Annotated in this window: 15 protein-coding genes and 1 pseudogene; 12 read left to right on the forward strand and 4 right to left on the reverse strand. The window is 51.5% G+C overall.

Annotated features, from left to right (window positions below; translation table 11 throughout):
• The first annotated feature begins 6 nt into the window (after positions 1–6).
• From MMY81_RS19270 to MMY81_RS19310, 9 genes and pseudogenes are all read left to right on the forward strand, one after another.
• A complete protein-coding gene (locus MMY81_RS19270; RefSeq protein ID WP_252314119.1) occupies positions 7–1,761 on the forward strand; it encodes a dihydroxy-acid dehydratase in 1,755 nt (584 codons plus the stop codon).
• A complete protein-coding gene (locus MMY81_RS19275) occupies positions 1,761–3,149 on the forward strand; it encodes a hypothetical protein (RefSeq protein ID WP_252314120.1) in 1,389 nt (462 codons plus the stop codon). Before MMY81_RS19270 ends, MMY81_RS19275 begins: the two co-directional genes overlap by 1 nt.
• Before the next feature lie 18 nt (positions 3,150–3,167).
• A complete protein-coding gene (locus MMY81_RS19280) occupies positions 3,168–3,830 on the forward strand; it encodes an aspartate/glutamate racemase family protein (protein ID WP_252314121.1) in 663 nt (220 codons plus the stop codon).
• Positions 3,817–5,070 (forward strand): nickel pincer cofactor-dependent isomerase, group 22, encoded by a 1,254-nt coding sequence (locus MMY81_RS19285; RefSeq protein ID WP_252314122.1) that lies wholly within the window; start codon positions 3,817–3,819, stop codon positions 5,068–5,070. Before MMY81_RS19280 ends, MMY81_RS19285 begins: the two co-directional genes overlap by 14 nt.
• A gap of 16 nt (positions 5,071–5,086) precedes the next feature.
• Positions 5,087–5,965: a fumarylacetoacetate hydrolase family protein gene (locus MMY81_RS19290; protein WP_252314123.1), complete on the forward strand. Its 879-nt coding sequence runs from the start codon at positions 5,087–5,089 to the stop codon at positions 5,963–5,965.
• 27 nt (positions 5,966–5,992) lie between these two features.
• Entirely contained in the window at positions 5,993–6,784 is a 792-nt protein-coding gene (locus MMY81_RS19295) for an SDR family oxidoreductase (protein ID WP_252314124.1), read from the forward strand.
• A gap of 25 nt (positions 6,785–6,809) precedes the next feature.
• The gene (locus tag MMY81_RS19300) at positions 6,810–7,994 is read left to right on the forward strand and encodes a CaiB/BaiF CoA transferase family protein (protein WP_252314125.1); all 1,185 of its coding nucleotides are present in this window, start codon (positions 6,810–6,812) and stop codon (positions 7,992–7,994) included.
• A 26-nt stretch (positions 7,995–8,020) separates the two neighbouring features.
• A pseudogene (locus MMY81_RS19305) lies at positions 8,021–8,646 on the forward strand (fumarylacetoacetate hydrolase family protein).
• Positions 8,647–8,673: 27 nt separating this feature from the next.
• Entirely contained in the window at positions 8,674–9,573 is a 900-nt protein-coding gene (locus tag MMY81_RS19310; protein WP_252314126.1) for a dihydrodipicolinate synthase family protein, read from the forward strand.
• Between the two features lie 330 nt (positions 9,574–9,903).
• Here MMY81_RS19310 and MMY81_RS19315 read toward each other — a convergent pair whose 3' ends face one another.
• From MMY81_RS19315 to MMY81_RS19325, 3 genes are all read right to left on the reverse strand, one after another.
• Positions 9,904–11,049: a mandelate racemase/muconate lactonizing enzyme family protein gene (locus tag MMY81_RS19315; protein ID WP_252314127.1), complete on the reverse strand. Its 1,146-nt coding sequence runs from the start codon at positions 11,047–11,049 to the stop codon at positions 9,904–9,906.
• Positions 11,050–11,138: 89 nt separating this feature from the next.
• Positions 11,139–12,194: an Ldh family oxidoreductase gene (locus MMY81_RS19320; RefSeq protein WP_252314128.1), complete on the reverse strand. Its 1,056-nt coding sequence runs from the start codon at positions 12,192–12,194 to the stop codon at positions 11,139–11,141.
• A gap of 21 nt (positions 12,195–12,215) precedes the next feature.
• Complete coding sequence (locus tag MMY81_RS19325) at positions 12,216–12,878, reverse strand: GntR family transcriptional regulator (RefSeq protein WP_252314129.1); 663 nt, start codon at positions 12,876–12,878, stop codon at positions 12,216–12,218.
• Between the two features lie 284 nt (positions 12,879–13,162).
• On the opposite strand from MMY81_RS19325, the gene MMY81_RS19330 reads away from it, so the two are divergent.
• Both MMY81_RS19330 and glaH read left to right on the forward strand, forming a co-directional pair.
• Positions 13,163–13,492 (forward strand): DUF3870 domain-containing protein, encoded by a 330-nt coding sequence (locus tag MMY81_RS19330; protein ID WP_252314130.1) that lies wholly within the window; start codon positions 13,163–13,165, stop codon positions 13,490–13,492.
• Positions 13,493–13,764: 272 nt separating this feature from the next.
• Positions 13,765–14,700: a glutarate dioxygenase GlaH gene (gene glaH / locus MMY81_RS19335; RefSeq protein ID WP_252314196.1), complete on the forward strand. Its 936-nt coding sequence runs from the start codon at positions 13,765–13,767 to the stop codon at positions 14,698–14,700.
• A 91-nt stretch (positions 14,701–14,791) separates the two neighbouring features.
• On the opposite strand, the gene MMY81_RS19340 is transcribed toward glaH, so the two are convergent.
• Positions 14,792–16,603, reverse strand: coding sequence for a putative bifunctional diguanylate cyclase/phosphodiesterase (locus MMY81_RS19340; protein WP_252314131.1), 1,812 nt, complete (start codon positions 16,601–16,603; stop codon positions 14,792–14,794).
• 226 nt (positions 16,604–16,829) lie between these two features.
• On the opposite strand from MMY81_RS19340, the gene MMY81_RS19345 reads away from it, so the two are divergent.
• Positions 16,830–17,177, forward strand: coding sequence for a hypothetical protein (locus tag MMY81_RS19345; RefSeq protein WP_252314132.1), 348 nt, complete (start codon positions 16,830–16,832; stop codon positions 17,175–17,177).
• Positions 17,178–17,232: the final 55 nt, after the last annotated feature.

Consider the following 17,232-nt stretch of genomic DNA (forward strand, 5'->3'; position numbering starts at 1 on the left):
ACGCTTATGGCAAAAGACAGAAAACAAACCGCTTCATATGGAGATGAAGGATTCAGCGTATTTCTAAGGCAGGCGTTCGCCCGCCATATGGGCCATACGAAAAAAGACTGGGAAAAGCCGACGATCGGCATCTGCAACACACAGAGCGAGGTGAATCGATGCCATACCCATTTTGGTCCCATTATCGAAGCCGTAAAGCGGGGAGTATTGATGGGCGGCGGCATTCCGCTGGAGTTTCCAACGATCTCGCTTGGCGAGAGCTTTACGAGTCCGACTACGATGATGTTTCGGAACCTGGCTGCGATGGACACAGAGGAAATGATCAGCGCCCAGCCGTTGGACGGTGTCATATTAATCGGAGGCTGCGACAAAATGACGCCCGCCCAGCTGATGGGAGCGGCAAGTGCTGATATCCCTTCCATTATGATTACCGGCGGCGGAATGGATAACGGAGAATACGAAGGAAAGACGCTCGGCGCCTGTTCGGACTGCCGTTATTTCTGGCAGGAGTATCGAAGCGGAAGCGTCTCGGAAGAAGAGCTCGATGACATTAATCAGGCACTGGCTCCTTCCGCCGGTCACTGTATGGTAATGGGAAGTGCGAGTACGATGGCAGTCGTCTCCGAAGCGCTCGGCATGATGCTGCCCGGCGGCGCGGCGACGCTTGCAACCGACAATAGAAAGCTGGCGGAGGCGCAGGAAGCGGGTAAGCAGATCGTGAAACTGGTAGAAGAGGATATTGTCCCATCCGACATTATGACGGAAAAAGCGTTCGACAACGCAATTCGGATGATTATGGCCGTCGGCGGGTCGACAAATGCAGTGATCCATCTGACTGCGATTGCCGGCAGGCTCGGCATCAAACTGCCGCTCTCCCGGTTTGATACACTTGGAAAAGATACGCCGTTTATCGCGAACCTCCGTCCGGCAGGCGAATACCAGATGAAGGAATTCAGCCACGCCGGCGGTGCCCGGGCGGTGATGAAAGAGCTGGAAACCTATCTGCATACGGATGTGCTCACGGTTACCGGCCGGACGCTGAAGGAAAACCTTGCAGATATAACGGTATCTCCGAATTACCGCCACGTAATAAGCCCGCTCTCCGATCCTCTTCATGAAGGAGATGGAATCGCTGTGCTGACGGGAAATATTGCCCCTAACGGCGCGCTGATCAAGCCCAAAGCCGCTTCGGCATCGCTTTTCAAGCATGAAGGCCGGGCGGTTGTATTTGAATCGACGGCGGATATGGAACAGAAAGTAAATGATCCAGATCTGGATGTTGAAGCAGAAGATATTCTCGTATTGAAAAATACCGGTCCGCGCGGAGCCCCGGGCATGCCGGAAGCGGGCATGCTGCCAATTCCGAAAAAGCTGCTTGAGCAGGGCGTGCGGGACATGGTCCGCATCTCGGACTGCCGGATGAGCGGAACTGCCTTTGGAACGATTGTACTGCATGTGTCACCGGAATCAGCCGTCGGCGGTCCATTTGCGCTCGTAGAAAACGGTGATACGATCCGGCTTGATGTGGAAGCGCGCGAGCTTGAGCTTCTCGTAGACGAAGCCGAGCTGAGCCGGAGACGTGAGCAGTTCGTCCCTCCGCAGGTCGGGGCAGAGCGGGGCTACAAAAAGCTGTTTCAGGAGCACGTGCTCCAGGCCGATCAAGGCTGCGACTTTGATTTTTTAATGCCTCCGGCCCTGCGTTCCACGGCTGAAACCGAGAATGGCAGAGTCATACAGGAGGAGAAAACGAGGGGAGGCTGATGGAAACAGTAAACAAGTGGCCGGCACGGGTATCGATTTCCAGAGGATATCTGCTGCTGACGCTGACTATACTTTTTATTGTTTTCAGCTTCACCGGCTGGCCGGGAGAACAGGTGCTGATGATTTTGACCGGAGGGCTGATCCTTTATTCACTGCCCTTTATGGCATTTTTTCCTAAAATCATGACGAGCATTCTGCTTATCACGGGCCACATTGTATTTTTCGCTCAGGATCTCGGATTCACGTACTGGCGGGAATCGCTGATCGAGAATCTGCCGTTGGTGGCGCTGTTTGTATCTGTGCCTTTATTTGCCTATCCGTTAAAAAACGGCGGCTATGTAGAATACATTTCGCTTATCGTTCATCGGTTTTTAAAAACGCCGGTGAAAATATTTTCGAACATTGTTATTTTAACAAGCGTGCTTTCCTCTTTTATGAATCTGGGCTCGGTGCGTATCTCCTTCGAATTGTTTCACAGTGAAATTGAAAAGGATCCTAAATTTTATACAAAAGCGGTATCGCAGGGATTTACGCTTGCGATGTGCTGGTCGCCTTACTTTGCCGGCGTGGCCATCGTGCTGAGCATGCTCGGGCTGCCTATCTTTCCCTTTATTTTCTGGGGGCTGCTGCTTGTATTCATTGGTACCGCCGTTTCGATTTTGATGATTATCAAACAGCCGCCGAAACCGGAAGAAACGGCGGCAGCGGTGGACAAAGAACTCGAAGCCAAGGCCTATCCGGTTACCGCCGGTAAAGGGCTGGAGCTTTTAGTTGTATTCGCCGGAATGTTTGCCGGTATTTTCATTCTCGAGCGGCTGCTGGATATTAATCTGGTCGTTTTGATCAGCGTGATTGCGATTGCGTACCCGATCATGTGGTCTATATGCATTAACAGAGTAAAAGCATTCGGCCATTCGCTGCAGCATTATAAAAACACGATACTTCCGAATATTCATAATGAAGCGGTGCTCTTCATCGCGGCGGCTTTTTTCGCCAAAATGGTGGAAACCACGCCGGTCTCGCCGTTTATCGCATCATTTTTTGCGTCACTCAACCAGCTGTCTCCGCTGCTCGTCATTGTCGTGACGATTGGAGTGATTGTGCTGCTCGGTGCGGGCGGTATTCACCAGATTCTGACCGTTTCCTTAATCGGAGCCAGCGTGTCGACGGCTGATCTGATGATAAGCGTAGAAGCCTTTGCGCTCGCTTTAATGGCCGGCTGGTCATTATCAACCGTTGTATCGCCGGTGGCAGCGCTGAATTTAACGCTTGGCACGCTGCTGCACCGCTCACCGTTCAAAGTCGGGATGTGGAACGCGCCTTATGTACTCGTCACCGGCGCACTCGTCTCCGTTGTTATTTATGGAATCAGCTATCTGACTATGTAACCGAAAGGGGGGTGCCCCATGAAAGTCGTATGCGTGCATGCGCTGAAATCGTCGCTGCAGCCTATTGAAGACGCCTTTCAGGCAGTGCCGGAGGAAGTGGAGCTTCATCATATGATGGATACAACATTGTTATCACTGTTAAAAAAACAGCAGACGCTCTCTTCTTCTATTTTGTTCCGGTTTGTGGAGTTCTGCCGCCGCGCGGAAGAAGAAGAGGCGGATGTGATTCTGCTGACGTGCTCGGCGTTTAACGAAGCACGCGACCTGATTCAGCCGCTTACTACGGTTCCGGTGCTGCGCTCTGATGAGGGCGTCATGAAACAGGCGGCAGCGTACCCGCGGGTAGGATTAATTTCCACCGTCGCAGAAACACCGCCGCCGCTGGAACGTTACTTAAAAAGCCTCGCTCCGGACGTGGTGATTCACACAAAGCTTGATACCGAAGCGATGGACTGTCTCGCCCGCGGAGACAAGGCAGGACATGACGCGCGCATTTATCAAATGGTGCAGGATGTGCAGGGAGAGGTCGATGTGATCGTTCTTTCTCAATACAGCATGACGCATACTGCCCGGCACATACCTGCCGGAAATACGCCGGTGCTGACGGCAGCGGATGCGAGCGTTCAGCATATTCTCGGGCTGCAGGCAGAAAGGGAGGCGGCAGGCTATGGAACTAATTGAAATCACCCAGCAGTTTCCGGAGCAGCGCCTCGAGGATATCGAAGCAGCTGTAAAAGAAGAAGTCGGCGTTCACCTGCAGGAACAGCAGTTTCCGGCCGGAAGCCGGATTGCTATTACGGCGGGAAGCCGGGGGATATATGGAATCGACCGAATGCTGGCGTACACGGTTGAAACAGTAAAGCAGTTTGGCTGTGTGCCGTTTCTGGTGCCGGCGATGGGAAGCCACGGCGGCGCCACCGCGGAAGGGCAGCGGAGCGTGCTCGAGCATTTAGGCATCACCGAAGAAACGTCCGGCGCGGAGATTCTCTCTTCAATGGAAGTGGCACATGTGGCGGATACCGCAAACGGCATTCCCGCCTATATGGACAAAAACGCCTATCAGGCTGATGGCATTATTGCTATCAACCGAATTAAGGCCCACACCGCGTTCCGCGGCAGCGTGGAAAGCGGACTAAGCAAAATGGTGGCCATCGGCCTGGGGAAAATAAAAGGGGCTGCCTTTATCCACAGCCACGGCTCTCTGCAGATGGAAGGAAATATAAAAGATATCTGCCGGACATGCCTGGAGAAGGCGCCGCCGATCATGGGCATCGGCATTGTGGAAAATGCGTTTGACCAGACAGCCATCATTGAAGCGGTGCGAAAGGAACAGTGGTTTGAGGAAGAAGCGGAGCTGCTGAAACTGTCGAAACAGCTGATGCCTTCGCTTCCGGTCAAAGAGCTGGACGTGCTGATCGTGGAGGAAATGGGCAAAAACTACAGCGGTACCGGAATGGATCCCAATATTATCGGACGCTGGCGGATTGATGGAGTACCGGAACCGGTATCGCCTGTTATCAGGCGGATCGCCGCGCTCGAGCTTTCAAAGGAATCCTTCGGCAACGCCCAGGGCGTCGGACTCGTCGATTTTATTACTCAGGCGCTGTTTGACACGATCGACCGGCACACCACCTACACGAACGCATTGACGAGCACCTATCTGCGCCGGGCGATGATTCCATTTATTTATGAGACGGAACAGAAAGCCGTTGAAACCGCCCTGAACAGCCTGAGCGCAGAAGATACCGATACACTAAAATACATTCAAGTCCCGAATACGCTTCACCTGCACCGGCTGTATGTCAGCCCGGCCGTGCTTCAGGAAATGGAGAGCCAGCGGTTAAGCTTTGATACAGGAGAGCACTTTACGCTTAGTTTTACAGACGAAGGCAGGCTCTCCCGCCGCCTGCTTCGGCCATAAGGAAATGAGAAAGGACGTGACCGCTGTAATGAGAACCGCTTCGATTCGCGAAAATGATACCGACAAAGGCGTTATCGTATTAAAAGAAGGCAAGCAGGTCAAAATAGAGGACATTAACGAGACACACCAGACGTTCTTTCCAACCAGGGTGGAAGATCTGATTGTTTCCGAAAAAATGACGGAACTCCGCGACTGGGTGCAGTCGAATCCACAGGAGCTGGAGGCATTAGCGCAGCCGGCGTCCGATACGTACAGCCCGCTGCTCCGAACACCCGGTAAAATCTGGGGCATTGGCCTGAACTATCAGGACCACGCCGCGGATTTAAAAGAAAAAGCCCCGAGCACGGAGCCGGCAAGCTTTATGAAGCCGATCACCTCAATTATCGGTCCGGGCGACACGATAGAAATCCCGCATCAGTCCGAACGGACGACCGCGGAATCAGAGCTCGGCATCGTTATAGGAAAGACGTGCAAAGACGTATCCGAAGCCGAGGCGATCGATTACGTAGCCGGCTATACGATGATTATTGATATGACGGCAGAAGACATTCTGGAGAAAAACCCGCGCTACTTAACCCGCTCCAAAAGCTTTGATACGTTTTTCAGCGTTGGACCGGAGCTGGTGACGGTCGATGAAGTGGACAACGTCGACGACCTGAAAGTAGCAACCGTTATTAACGGCAGCGTTCACCGTGAGAACGTCGTCTCCAACATGACGTTTACCCCCTGGAATCTGGTGTCATTTCATTCCAAAGTCATGACACTCAAGCCGGGCGACATTATTTCCACCGGTACACCCGGAGCGATTCATATTCAGGACGGCGATGAAGTGGAGTGCCGGATCGAAGGATTTACGTCGCTTACGAATAAAGTTAAAGATTTAAAAAAACAGTAATCATCATACTAGAGGAGAGATGTTTCTATGGATCTGCATTTACAAAACAAATCAGTTGTTGTTACCGCTTCAAGCAAAGGGCTCGGCAAAGCATCGGCATTGGAATTCGCGCGCGAAGGCGCAAACGTACTGATATCAAGCCGGAATGAAGAACAGCTTCAGAAAGCGGTCGAAGAAATCAAAAAGGAAACAAATAACCAGAACGTTCATTATCAGGTGTGCGATATTACCGATGCCGCTTCGATTAAAGCACTCGTAGAAAAAGCAGTGGAGCTGCATGGCACGGTGGACGTACTTGTGAACAATGCAGGCGGGCCGCCGGCCGGCACGTTTGAAGCATTCGAAGATGAGGCGTGGGAGGCGGCTTTTCATTTAAATCTGCTGAGCTTTGTCCGCCTGATCCGCGAAGTACTGCCGCATATGCGCAGCCAGAAGAGCGGCCGGATTATTAATTTTGCCTCCTCCTCCATTAAACAGACGCTCGACAATCTCGTTCTCTCCAACACGTTCCGCGCCGGTATTGTCGGTCTGGCGAAGAGCCTGTCTCAGGAAGTAGCGGACGATAATATTCTCATTAATACCATCGGTCCGGGACGTATCGACACTGAGCGCGTAGCGCAGCTTGATACTATCCGTGCGGACAAGCAGGGAAAAACGTACGATGACGTACGCAAAGCGACGGAAAAGTCGATTCCGATCGGACGCTACGGGCAGCCGGAAGAATTCGCCAAGCAGGTGGTCTTCCTCTGCTCCGGCGCGAATACGTATGTTACCGGCCAGACCTTCGTCGTCGATGGCGGACTCGTAAAGGCACTATAGTCTATTTTAGTGGAGTGATGCGGAAATGAATAAGCCATTGAAAGGTATAAAAGTTCTCGATTTATCGAGGGTGCTGGCAGGTCCTTTAGGTTCCATGCAGCTTGCTGACCTGGGTGCGGAAGTCATTCGGGTCGAAGCACCGAACGGGTCGGATGACATCAGGCACTGGTGGCCGTTTATCGAAGAGGAAAGCACGTATTATCTGGCGGCCAACCGTAATAAGAAATCAATGACGATTGATTTAAAAAATACAGAAGGCGTCGCGCTTTTCAAGCAGCTCGTGAAAGAGTCGGACGTCGTAATCGAGAATTTCAAAACGGGGACGCTCGAGCGCCTCGGCCTCGACTACGAAACGCTGAAAAGCGTGAAAGAGGATATTATACTATGCTCGGTCACCGGCTACGGCCAGACGGGCCCTTATAAGGATCTGCCCGGCTATGATCCGGTCATTCAGGCCGTCGGTGGTTTAATGGATATCACCGGGCATCCCGGCGCAGAGGCAACGAGAGTCGGAACGCCGGTCGTAGATATTATGACGTCCCACTATGTAGCGATCGGGGTGCTGGCTGCGCTCCGCCACCGCGATAACGAAGGAGAAGGCGAGCACATTGATCTGTCTCTGCTGGACGTACAGGTAAGCTCGCTCGGCAACATTGCAAGCAGCTATCTGTTGAATGAACACGTCTCCGAGCGGGTCGGCAACGCGCACGGTAACATTACTCCGTACGAAACGTTCCCATGCAAAGACAAGCCAATTATGGTAGCGGCGGGCAATGACCGTCTGTTTTACCGGATGGCTGACGCAATGGGACATCCGGAATGGAAAGACAATGCCAAATTTGCCACTAACGGGGACCGGGTTGCCAACCGGGCAGAGCTCCGCGGCCTTCTCGAAGATGTATTTACCGAAAAGGGAGCGGACGAATGGGAGGAGCTGTTGTCCTCGCATGCGATTCCCTGCGGCCCGGTAAATAACGTCGAGCAGGTCTTTGACCATCCGCAGGTAAAGGCCCGGGAAATGACGCAGGAAGCGGATCATCCTGTTGTCGGGCGGATGAAGGTCGTCCGCAACCCGATTAAATACAAGAACATTAATGTGAAGATGGAAACCGCACCGCCGCAGCTGGGAGAGCACACCTCGGAAGTGCTGCAGGATTATGGACTCTCAGAAAAGGAAATTACGGCACTGCGTGACATAGGAGCCATTTAACAAAATTTACGCTGAAGAGGGATACAATGACAAACGTGAAAAATATTTACTGCGTCGGACGCAATTATACCGAGCACGTGTCCGAATTAAATAATGCAATGCCGGAAGCACCAATGCTTTTCCTGAAGCCGACGCATTCCTGGGTGGAAGCGGACGGCCGGGAGATTCAGCTGCCGGGAAACCAAGGAGCCGTGCATTTTGAAGCGGAGCTGGTGATTCGCATCGGCAGAACCTACGAAAAAGGTATGAGTGCCGACGAGCTGATTGACGGACTTGGGCTCGGGCTCGACTTTACGCTGCGCGACGTCCAGTCCACCTTGAAAGAAAAGGCCATCCGTGGCTGCGGGCGAAAGGATTTCCTGCGTCCGCTCCCGTGACTCCTTTTATTGACTTTCCCGGAGTAGAAGCATTGAAAGATATGGAATTTACGCTGATTAAAAATGGGACGGAAGTCCAGCGCGGCAGCAGCCGGCAGATGATATTTGATCTGCAGCATATTATCGACTACACGGCAGCTTCCTTCGGACTCGGAGAAGGAGATTTGATTTTTACAGGCACGCCAAAAGGCGTTGGTCCTGTCGCTGACGGGGATACATTTTCCCTGCGTCTCGCAGACGAGGTGCTGGGCGGCTGCCGCACCATATTGAAATAAAACAGAACGAAAAGAGGAGGAGTAAAGATGGCGGATTTTACACTGCAGGGGGTTATTCCTCCGGTTATTACCCCGTTTAAAGAAAACGGAGACGTGGATCTGGAAAGCTACCGGGAGAATATTCAAAAATGGAACGAAGACAATCTGTCCGGGTACCTGGCACTCGGCTCCAACAGTGAAACGATTTATCTGACGGAAGACGAAAAGCTGGCGCTCATTAAAGAAACCGTCGAGCACGCCAAACCGGGACGTACGGTATTGGCCGGCACCGGTATGGAATCCACGCGCGAGACGATCGCGCTTACGAACAAAGCCGCGAAAATCGGTGCCCACGCCGCGCTGATCCTGACACCGTTCTACTATGGAAAAGCAATGTCAGACGAAGCGCTGGCCGCCTATTTCACCGAAGTAGCCGACCAAAGCGAGATTCCGATTCTCGTGTACAACGTACCGAAGTTTACGCATATAAACGTCAGCGTGTCGCTGCTGAAGCGATTAAGCAGTCATCCGAACATTATCGGCATGAAAGACAGCAGCGGGAATGTGCCGCAGTTAGCCACGTTCAAGCGCGAGCTGCCGGAGGATTTCACGATCATGGTCGGCACCGCCTCTGCTTTGTTTCCAGCGCTTGCGCTTGGCATTGATACAGCCATAATGGCGCTTGCGAACAGCCATCCGAACGAATGCACGCGGATCATTACTTTATTTAAAGAAGGACGGGTGGAGGAAGCGCGCGACCTGTACCAGGCCGTATTCCCAATCAATACAGCGGTAACGGACACGTATGGAATTGCGGGACTGAAGCATACAACCACCCTGCAGGGCTACAAAGGCGGATATGTACGCAGGCCGCTCCTCGACAGCACGAAGCAGCAGAAGCAGGAAATCGAGGATCTGTTGAAGAAGCAGAGTCTGCCGGTGCATTAACGCAGGCAGAGAGGCTTATCTCGAGGGAAAAAACATAACCGGTCGTACGCTTTCGGCAGGCCATGCCTGAGTCAACGTCCGGTTATTTTCATGCCTTCATCCGTACTCTGTACTAAAAATAACCTCGTCTGTTTTGTACAAAACAGACGAGGTTATTTATTGCTTTTATAAAAGTAAAACAAGATGATGTGATTGGAGCGCAGGGCAGCGACTCTAGTGGGAATAGCGTCAGTTGAAGATCACAGGGTGATTTCCCCTGGGAGCTGAGGCGGCGCCCACAGAAAGCGCCTGCCCGAAGCGAATATTGAGAACAGCCCCGGACAGCTGAGCTTAGACGCTGGTGCTCATGGCGTGCTCGATCGTTGCTTCATCCACGAGATATTCACGGATCGCTTCTTCGTTCCATTCGATGCCAAGGCCGTCGCCTTCCGGCGGTACGAGCGTGCCGTGCGGCGTCACTTCTCTCGGGTTGTTAATAATGAGGTCGAAGTTTTTCACGTTCGTGCCGATAAACTTCTCGAGAATCGTTACTTCTCTAGTTGCGCAGGCGAGATGAATGTGAATATCCCAGTGATAGTGGGGCGCAATCGATGCGCCCTGTGCGCCGGCGAGAGCTGCAATTTTCAGCCATTCCGATACGCCGCCGCACTGGGTGGCATCCGGCTGTACATAATCAAGCGTCCCGCGGCGCATGAACTCCTGGAACTCCCAGCGGGTGGCGCCGACTTCGCCGGAGGCGAGCGGAATTGAGGTCTGGCGCTTTAAGCGGGCAAAGCCTTCCATCATATCGATCGGAAGCGGTTCTTCAAAGAAAGCAATGTCGTACTGCTCCACCTTGCGGCAGAAGCTCAGGCATTCATTCACATCAAGAAACGAGGCGTTGGCGTCAATCATCAGCTTTACGTCCGGACCGATAATGTTACGGACGACCTTCACCCGTTCGGCTTCTTCCTCAGAGGAGAGACGGCCGACTTTCATTTTCATCGCTTTAAATCCCTGCTTCACGTAGCCGCGGACTTCCTCTTCGAGCTTAGAGAAGACCTCAAGCCCATCGTAGTAGTAGCCGCCGGAAGCATAGCACGGCACTTCTTCGCGGTAGGCCCCAAGCAGCTTGTACAGCGGCATGCCGGCAAGCTTGGCCTGGTGATCCCAGAGCGCAATGTCTACAGCTGACAGGGCATGCATGAGGCTGCCCCGTCGTCCGGCGCGCACCGTCTGCCAGTACAGCTTTTCCCAGATTTTAGCGATATCACGGGGATCCTCGCCGATAATCATTGGTGCCAGCAGCTCATCAACCGCGGCTTTGGCGGCTTTTCCGCTTACATCCTGCAGGCAGAAACCGATTCCCTCCACGCCGGCATCGGAATGAACGCGGACGAGCAGGTGGTCGCGGTGCGTCAGCGTTTTGATGGAAAAGCCTACCGGACGTTCGAGTGGAATTTGTACCCATTGTGTCACGACTTTTGTTATTTTCATTTGTTCTCTCCTTTTTGATAGCGCTATCATTTTTAAGTAAAAAAATAGGGATTTCGGATCGGACGCTGCTTTTCATTCACCTCCTGGATTTAATCAAGTGGTTCGACACCAAGTTCTAGTGCCAGTTCTTTCAGCTCGTCAGCGAGAGCGGGAGAAAGCTCAACGCCTTCTGCTCTATGTCTCTGCAGCTTGGCGTACTCGAGTTCGCCGGGGAGAAGCACGCGCTCAATGCCTTCCTGAGTGGAAACGTTCTGGACTTCGGAAGCGAGCTGGTCCATGCGGGCGTGGAACACGTCCATATCCTCAAAAAGGTCGGGACGGAACGCCAGAAAGAAGTGGCCGTTGTTCTGTTTTTTCTCAAAATCATGGTACAGGTCGCCCATATGCGGGCCGGTGGCAGCACCGCTCAGCGCCGTAGAGAGCATCTCCACAAGAAACGCGATGCCGTATCCTTTCGGGCCTCCAACCGGAAGCAGCAGTCCGTCCAGCGCTTCGGAAGGATCCGTAGTCGGTTCTCCGTCTTTTGCGATCGCCCAGCCGAGCGGGATGGATTCGCCGTTGTTTTTGGCAGCGATAATTTTGCCCTTGGCTACTGCGCTTGTGGCCATATCAAAGACAATGTTCGGTTTGTCTTTACGGGGGACGGCATAGGAAAATGGATTGGTGCCGAAATATTTCTCCAGCCCGCCCCACGGCGCAACGGCGGAAGGGGAGTTTGTAAAGGCAAGAGCAATAGAGCCCTGATCGGCGGCGTAGTTCGTATAATCTGCCAGCATCCCGCAGTGATTGGAGTTTGTGACAGCTACCATGCCGACGCCGGACTGCTTCGCTTTTTGTACGGCAAGTTCAATGCTTGCAGAGGCAATAGGAATGCCTAAGCCGTTTTCTCCGTTCACGGTGGCGCTCACGGGTGTTTCCCTTTCTATCGTAAATCCGGCTTTTTTCTCGACGACGCCCTCAAGTAAGCGCTTAATATAAATGCCGGTGCGAATCACACCATGGGACGTAACGCCCCGCATCTGTGCGGTAACCAAATGACGGGATACGAGGGATGCAGATTCTGCCTCAACCCCGGCAGAAGTGAACAGCTGCTGCAGAAATGGCTGGAGCTGCTGCTCGGTATAGCGGACCTGTACGGTTTCCAATATGATCGGCTCCTTCCTGATTTACAGCTGGATGTTGGCAATAAGGTCATTCTTATTTCGTTCAATATGGTACTCTACTATTTTTTTGAGAAGCGTAACTTCACCGGAACGGGCGGCGGCCAGAATCTGGCGGTGTTCCATCTTTGCTTTGTCGGTGTAGCGGGTCAAAATCATCGGACTTTTGATGGCCAGGTAGTGATTCCGCAGTATTTCCGTGTTGTGCAGCACCCGCTTCCACGGGCATTTCTCCATCAGCTTCTTGTGAAACAGCTGGTTGAGGGAAGAATAATGATCAAACGACTCTTTTGTTAAAGCCATGTCCTCCATTTCCGTAAGAATATCCTCCATAGCATCGAAGTCCTCATCTGTCAGATAAGGAAGGGCTTTTTCCACCGCCAGGCTCTCATTCATCGAGCGCAGAGCGTAAATCTCTTCAATGTCGTTAATGGAGATAGGATACACGATCGCACCGCGCCGGGGTTCGTTTTTGACGAGCCCTTCAAACTCGAGACGCTTTAATGCTTCGCGGATCGGCATCCGGCTTACCTGCAGACGGTTGGCCCAGTCTTCCTGAACGATCCGGTCGCCGCGCTGAAATTCCCCGTCCAGAATTGCAGCACGAAGTGTTTCGGTTACCAGATCTTCACTCGTCTTGTTCGCATTTTTCATGTCAGTTCGTTCCATAGCTTCCTCTTCTTTCTCTAAAAAATCTGTAAATAGGATCCAATATATGATTGTATAATATCACAAAATAATCCAATTAGTAAGTATAATATTGATAAATAAAGTATTTTTTCTGTTTTGCATGAATGAACTTTGTTATAATTTGTTTGTATTGGATCCAAAATAACGAAAGAGCTCGATTTTTGAAAAAATACATTGCCCTGCCGCTGGAATAGACATACGATAAAAAAGAACACCTTAGACTGGCACAGCCAGCCTAAATAACAGCTGGAAGGATGAAACATATGAACGGACAAAACATTATCTTTATCGCAGGACACTCCAGACTTCCGGAGGGAATGGCCGCCCAGAGCATGTTCCAGACGCTGACCGTTACCGCTGAAATTGACAGGCAGTACGGCGTGATTCTGCAGTGCTCCTGCACGCTTGCCACCGAGCACGGAAGAGCGTTTATTAACCAGCTGTTCCGGGGCTACAGCTTAAAGAACGGGATCGAAGAGCCGATTAAAGCCATTCAGTACAGCTATTCGGGCAAAGCCAAAAATGCGATTATCGCTGCGTTAAAAGATTTATATACCCAGTTCAATGAGTTTCAGAAAAGAGAAGCCAAGTAACGATCAACGACACCGAGTTGACAGAAAACCAAATATCATATATATTATTGGTAACGCTTACCTTGCTTCGGAGCAATCCTCTGCAAATCGTAAGTGCACGATGAAAACCAATAATGCTGTTTAATAAGGCGTGGACTCCTCCTTTAAGGGAAGAGCCGGTCCGCCTGTTAGAGCCAGCCGTTCACATGAGCTTCTTTACGTGTGCACCGGCTGGCTTTTTGTGTGTTTTGGAACATGTCAGGCTTGTATCACCCAATTTAAAGGAGGAATTTATAATGAGTATTACCGAAAAGAACGTTGTCGATTTTTCACAGGAAACGAAGCACCTGAGTATTAAGAAGCATCCCCAGAATGACCGGATGTATCATATTGATATTAAAGAAGAAGCCCTGGATGCGTTCTTTGATAAAGTGAAGCAGGTGGAAGTGCAGGAGCTCGAATACGTACCTTACATGCGTTTCATCGCTGCCAATGCTCTGCAGGAAGTGCTCGGCGAAGCGTTCACGAAAACGGTGCAGTCGATTCTGATGGATCGCAGAACGGGTGGATTTACAATCGGATTGAACGAAGAACGTAAGAATACGGATGAGTTTGTACTGTTCTCGACAGCGCTCACGCATCTGGTCGGAGAGTGCAACTTCGATGCGATGTCCGGTAAATACTATGCCCGCTTCACCGTGAAGCATACCGATGCGAGTGACTCCTATCTGCGTCAAGCCTACCGCCTGTTTACCATGCATACGGACGGCACGTTTGTCGGAGATCAGACCGACTGGCTGCTGATGATGAAGATGCATGAAGAAAATGCCGTCGGCGGCGAATCCCGTCTGCTTCACCTCGACGACTGGGCAGAGCTGGATCATTACGCGAATCACCCGTTCGCTCAAAAAGAGATTCTCTACAAATCACCAGCCAGCAAAAACGTGAGCGAGGAAATTAACCGCAAGACGTTCTTCCTGCATAACGGCGAGCCGTGCATCTGCTTTATTGATCAGTTTGCCAATCCGGCTTCGATCGCAGAAGCCCAATATCTGCGCGACATGTCTGCTTCCCTTGAAGCGGATAAAAGCGTAACCGAGCTGAACCTGCCGGTCGGCCATCTGGTGATGGTGAACAACCTGTTCTGGCTGCATGGACGCGCCGCGTTTGAAGAAAACAAAGACCTTGACCGTGAGCTTCTCCGCCAGAGAGGAAGATTTCAGGAGTAACAGCTGTCGGAGTCGCCGTCTGATAGTTTATTAAAATGGAATCACAAACGCAAAAAGCCGTTCCCAAGGGAGCGGCTTTTGTGTTGTTCGATTATCTGTACACTGCCGGCACCTCGTCCGGCATCTGATAATGCTGGACAGCATCTTTGAGTGCATCAGCGGGTAAAGGGCGGGAGAAATAATAACCCTGGTAATACGTGCAGTTGAGCTCTTTAAGTATGTGTACCTGCTCGAGCGTTTCGACTCCCTCTGCGAGCACCTCAAGGCCCGTCTGGTCGGCCAGGTAAATAATCGTATTAACGATGTTAAGGGCAGAAGGGCTGACGGCAATATCATCAATAAATGACTTATCGATTTTCAGGCGGTCAAGCGGCAGAGAGTACAGCCGGCTTAAAGAGGAATAGCCGGTGCCGAAATCATCAAGGGCAATAGTGACACCGATTTTCTGCAGCTTCTTCAGCACACCGGCAAGGCGGTGGCTTTCCTGCATAACGGATTCGGTGAGCTCAAGCTCAAGGCAGCCTGCATCCACTTGATACTGATGCAGAAGAGCTTTGAGATGATCCGGGAAATCCGTATGCTTCAGCTGAACAAGCGAAACGTTCACTGCAATCAGCTGGAGAGGCGTTCCTGCTTGCTTGAGTTCATTGAACTGCCGGAGAACTTCCTCAATCACCCACCAGCCAATCGGCACAATGGCTTCTGATTCTTCTGCAATAGGGATGAACTCGATCGGTGATACCGGTCCAAGTGTGGGATGATTCCAGCGGAGAAGAGCCTCCGCACTGACAATTTTCCGATCTGTCAGATTGATCTGCGGCTGATAATGGATTTCCAGTTCCTTTTTCTTCATAGCGAGAGGCAGGTCGGCCTCCAATTTAAATAACCGTTCAATCTGACTCATCATCGTTGCGTCGAAATAGGATACGGATGTGTCTTTTATCCGCTGTGCCTGGCGCTTTGCTACATAGGCATGCTGTAGAAGCGTTCCCGTGCTTTCGCCATCCGCCGGGGAGAAACAGACCCCGATAGAAAGGGGCGCGAAGAGCTGCAGGCCCTGCAGCGAAAAAGGCTGCTGCAGCTTTCGTCGCAGCTGGTCCCAAATGCTGGATAGATTCGTATCCTGTTCCGGCAGAACCAAAATAAAATCACAGTCGTTCCAGCGTGCAAGAAAGCCGCCGGCTGGGATGACGGTCAGAAGGCGGTTCATCATATCAACAAGAAGCGTTTCGGACGGTTTCTGCCCGAGCGCTGCGGTAAGGCGGGGAAACGAATCGATCGATAGATAAGAAACAGAAAAAGAGAAGCCGGCAGCTGTCTGCTTTTCAAGGTAAGTAAGAAGTGCGGTTCGATTGGGCAGACCGGTAAGGGCATCTTTATCTTCCGGCTGGACTACTGTTGTGGAAATCGATGCCGTGTGATCCTGCCGGAGGATAACGGTATAGAAATGCTCCCGCGGCTGAAGGGAAATGAGTATATCAATCAGGCGGCCGTCCTTGTGCCTGGCCTGCAGAGGAAGCAGCGTCTCCTGTTTAAATGCTGTTAAAGCATTCGAAATAACGCGCCGGTTCCCGGGGACAATTAAAGCGGCATTCTGATGAAGCGCTTCTTCTTTAGAATATCCAAAAAGCGCTTCCGCAGCCCGGTTCCACGTAATAATCGTACCATTTCGATTAAGTACTGCGGCCGCATCCGACGTCCAGTCCAGTGACTGTTCGTACAGATCGTGAAACGACACCAGCCATTTTTTATGGCGTTCCTGAAACCATTCCCGGCTGAGCAGGATGGTCATGGTAATGATTAAAGCAGTCAGGAAGAGTACAACTGCAAGAGACAGCCATGGTCGCGTCAGCACCTGCTGCATCATTCCTGTTCCTGTAGAATACACCCATTCCATTGTCATATGCTTCGCCCCATATCCTATACGTCAAATAAATCTTATTTAATTATATCGACAAAAATGATCGGAATTCTAGTCTGGATAATTATTCCTTTTGTTATAAAAAGAGGAGTCTACATATTTCCAAACTAGTTTCTTCTATTATATAGCGCGTTATTTTAGAAAGCGCTCTCTTGCCGGGTGCCCTATTCGTCCAGTATAGTACAGGGGGAAATAGGGGAGGGAGCTCATGAAACGAACGATAGAACGCACGCTTATTATTATAGCTATAGTTCTGCACGGACTGGCCGTGCTTTCCTTAGGCTTTCAATGGATGCTGGCGGAGGTGGAGGCAGACCTTCCGGAGGAGCTTACGTTTGGCCCGCAGATGATAGTGGCGCTTGCCGCCAACATTGTCGCCATACTGCTGGCAGTGATGGTGCTTACCATGCTCGGTTCCGGTGCAAAAAAATCCGGTTACTGGCTCATCGGTATGGCTGCTGGGCTTCTGCTCGCTACATTAGGCGGATCAATCATTGCCTCCGTGCTTTATGTAATAGCCGGAATCATGTGTCTTAAACGCCGTCCCGACGCTTAACAGAGGGCTCATTCGGGTACTGATACAAAAACAGGAAAAAAGGAGAATGCCATTT

It is taken from the genome of Sinobaca sp. H24, from assembly GCF_023845525.1.

Excerpts from the sequence above, each read along its gene's own strand:
- MMY81_RS19270 (WP_252314119.1), top strand. The coding sequence starts at position 7 with ATGGCAAAAGACAGAAAACAAACCGCTTCATATGGAGATGAAGGATTC.
- MMY81_RS19275 (WP_252314120.1), top strand. The coding sequence starts at position 1,761 with ATGGAAACAGTAAACAAGTGGCCGGCACGGGTATCGATTTCCAGAGGA.
- MMY81_RS19280 (WP_252314121.1), top strand. The coding sequence starts at position 3,168 with ATGAAAGTCGTATGCGTGCATGCGCTGAAATCGTCGCTGCAGCCTATT.
- MMY81_RS19285 (WP_252314122.1), top strand. The coding sequence starts at position 3,817 with ATGGAACTAATTGAAATCACCCAGCAGTTTCCGGAGCAGCGCCTCGAG.
- MMY81_RS19295 (WP_252314124.1), top strand. The coding sequence starts at position 5,993 with ATGGATCTGCATTTACAAAACAAATCAGTTGTTGTTACCGCTTCAAGC.
- MMY81_RS19300 (WP_252314125.1), top strand. The coding sequence starts at position 6,810 with ATGAATAAGCCATTGAAAGGTATAAAAGTTCTCGATTTATCGAGGGTG.
- MMY81_RS19310 (WP_252314126.1), top strand. The coding sequence starts at position 8,674 with ATGGCGGATTTTACACTGCAGGGGGTTATTCCTCCGGTTATTACCCCG.
- MMY81_RS19315 (WP_252314127.1), bottom strand. The coding sequence starts at position 11,049 with ATGAAAATAACAAAAGTCGTGACACAATGGGTACAAATTCCACTCGAA.
- MMY81_RS19325 (WP_252314129.1), bottom strand. The coding sequence starts at position 12,878 with ATGGAACGAACTGACATGAAAAATGCGAACAAGACGAGTGAAGATCTG.
- MMY81_RS19330 (WP_252314130.1), top strand. The coding sequence starts at position 13,163 with ATGAACGGACAAAACATTATCTTTATCGCAGGACACTCCAGACTTCCG.
- MMY81_RS19340 (WP_252314131.1), bottom strand. The coding sequence starts at position 16,603 with ATGACAATGGAATGGGTGTATTCTACAGGAACAGGAATGATGCAGCAG.
- MMY81_RS19345 (WP_252314132.1), top strand. The coding sequence starts at position 16,830 with ATGAAACGAACGATAGAACGCACGCTTATTATTATAGCTATAGTTCTG.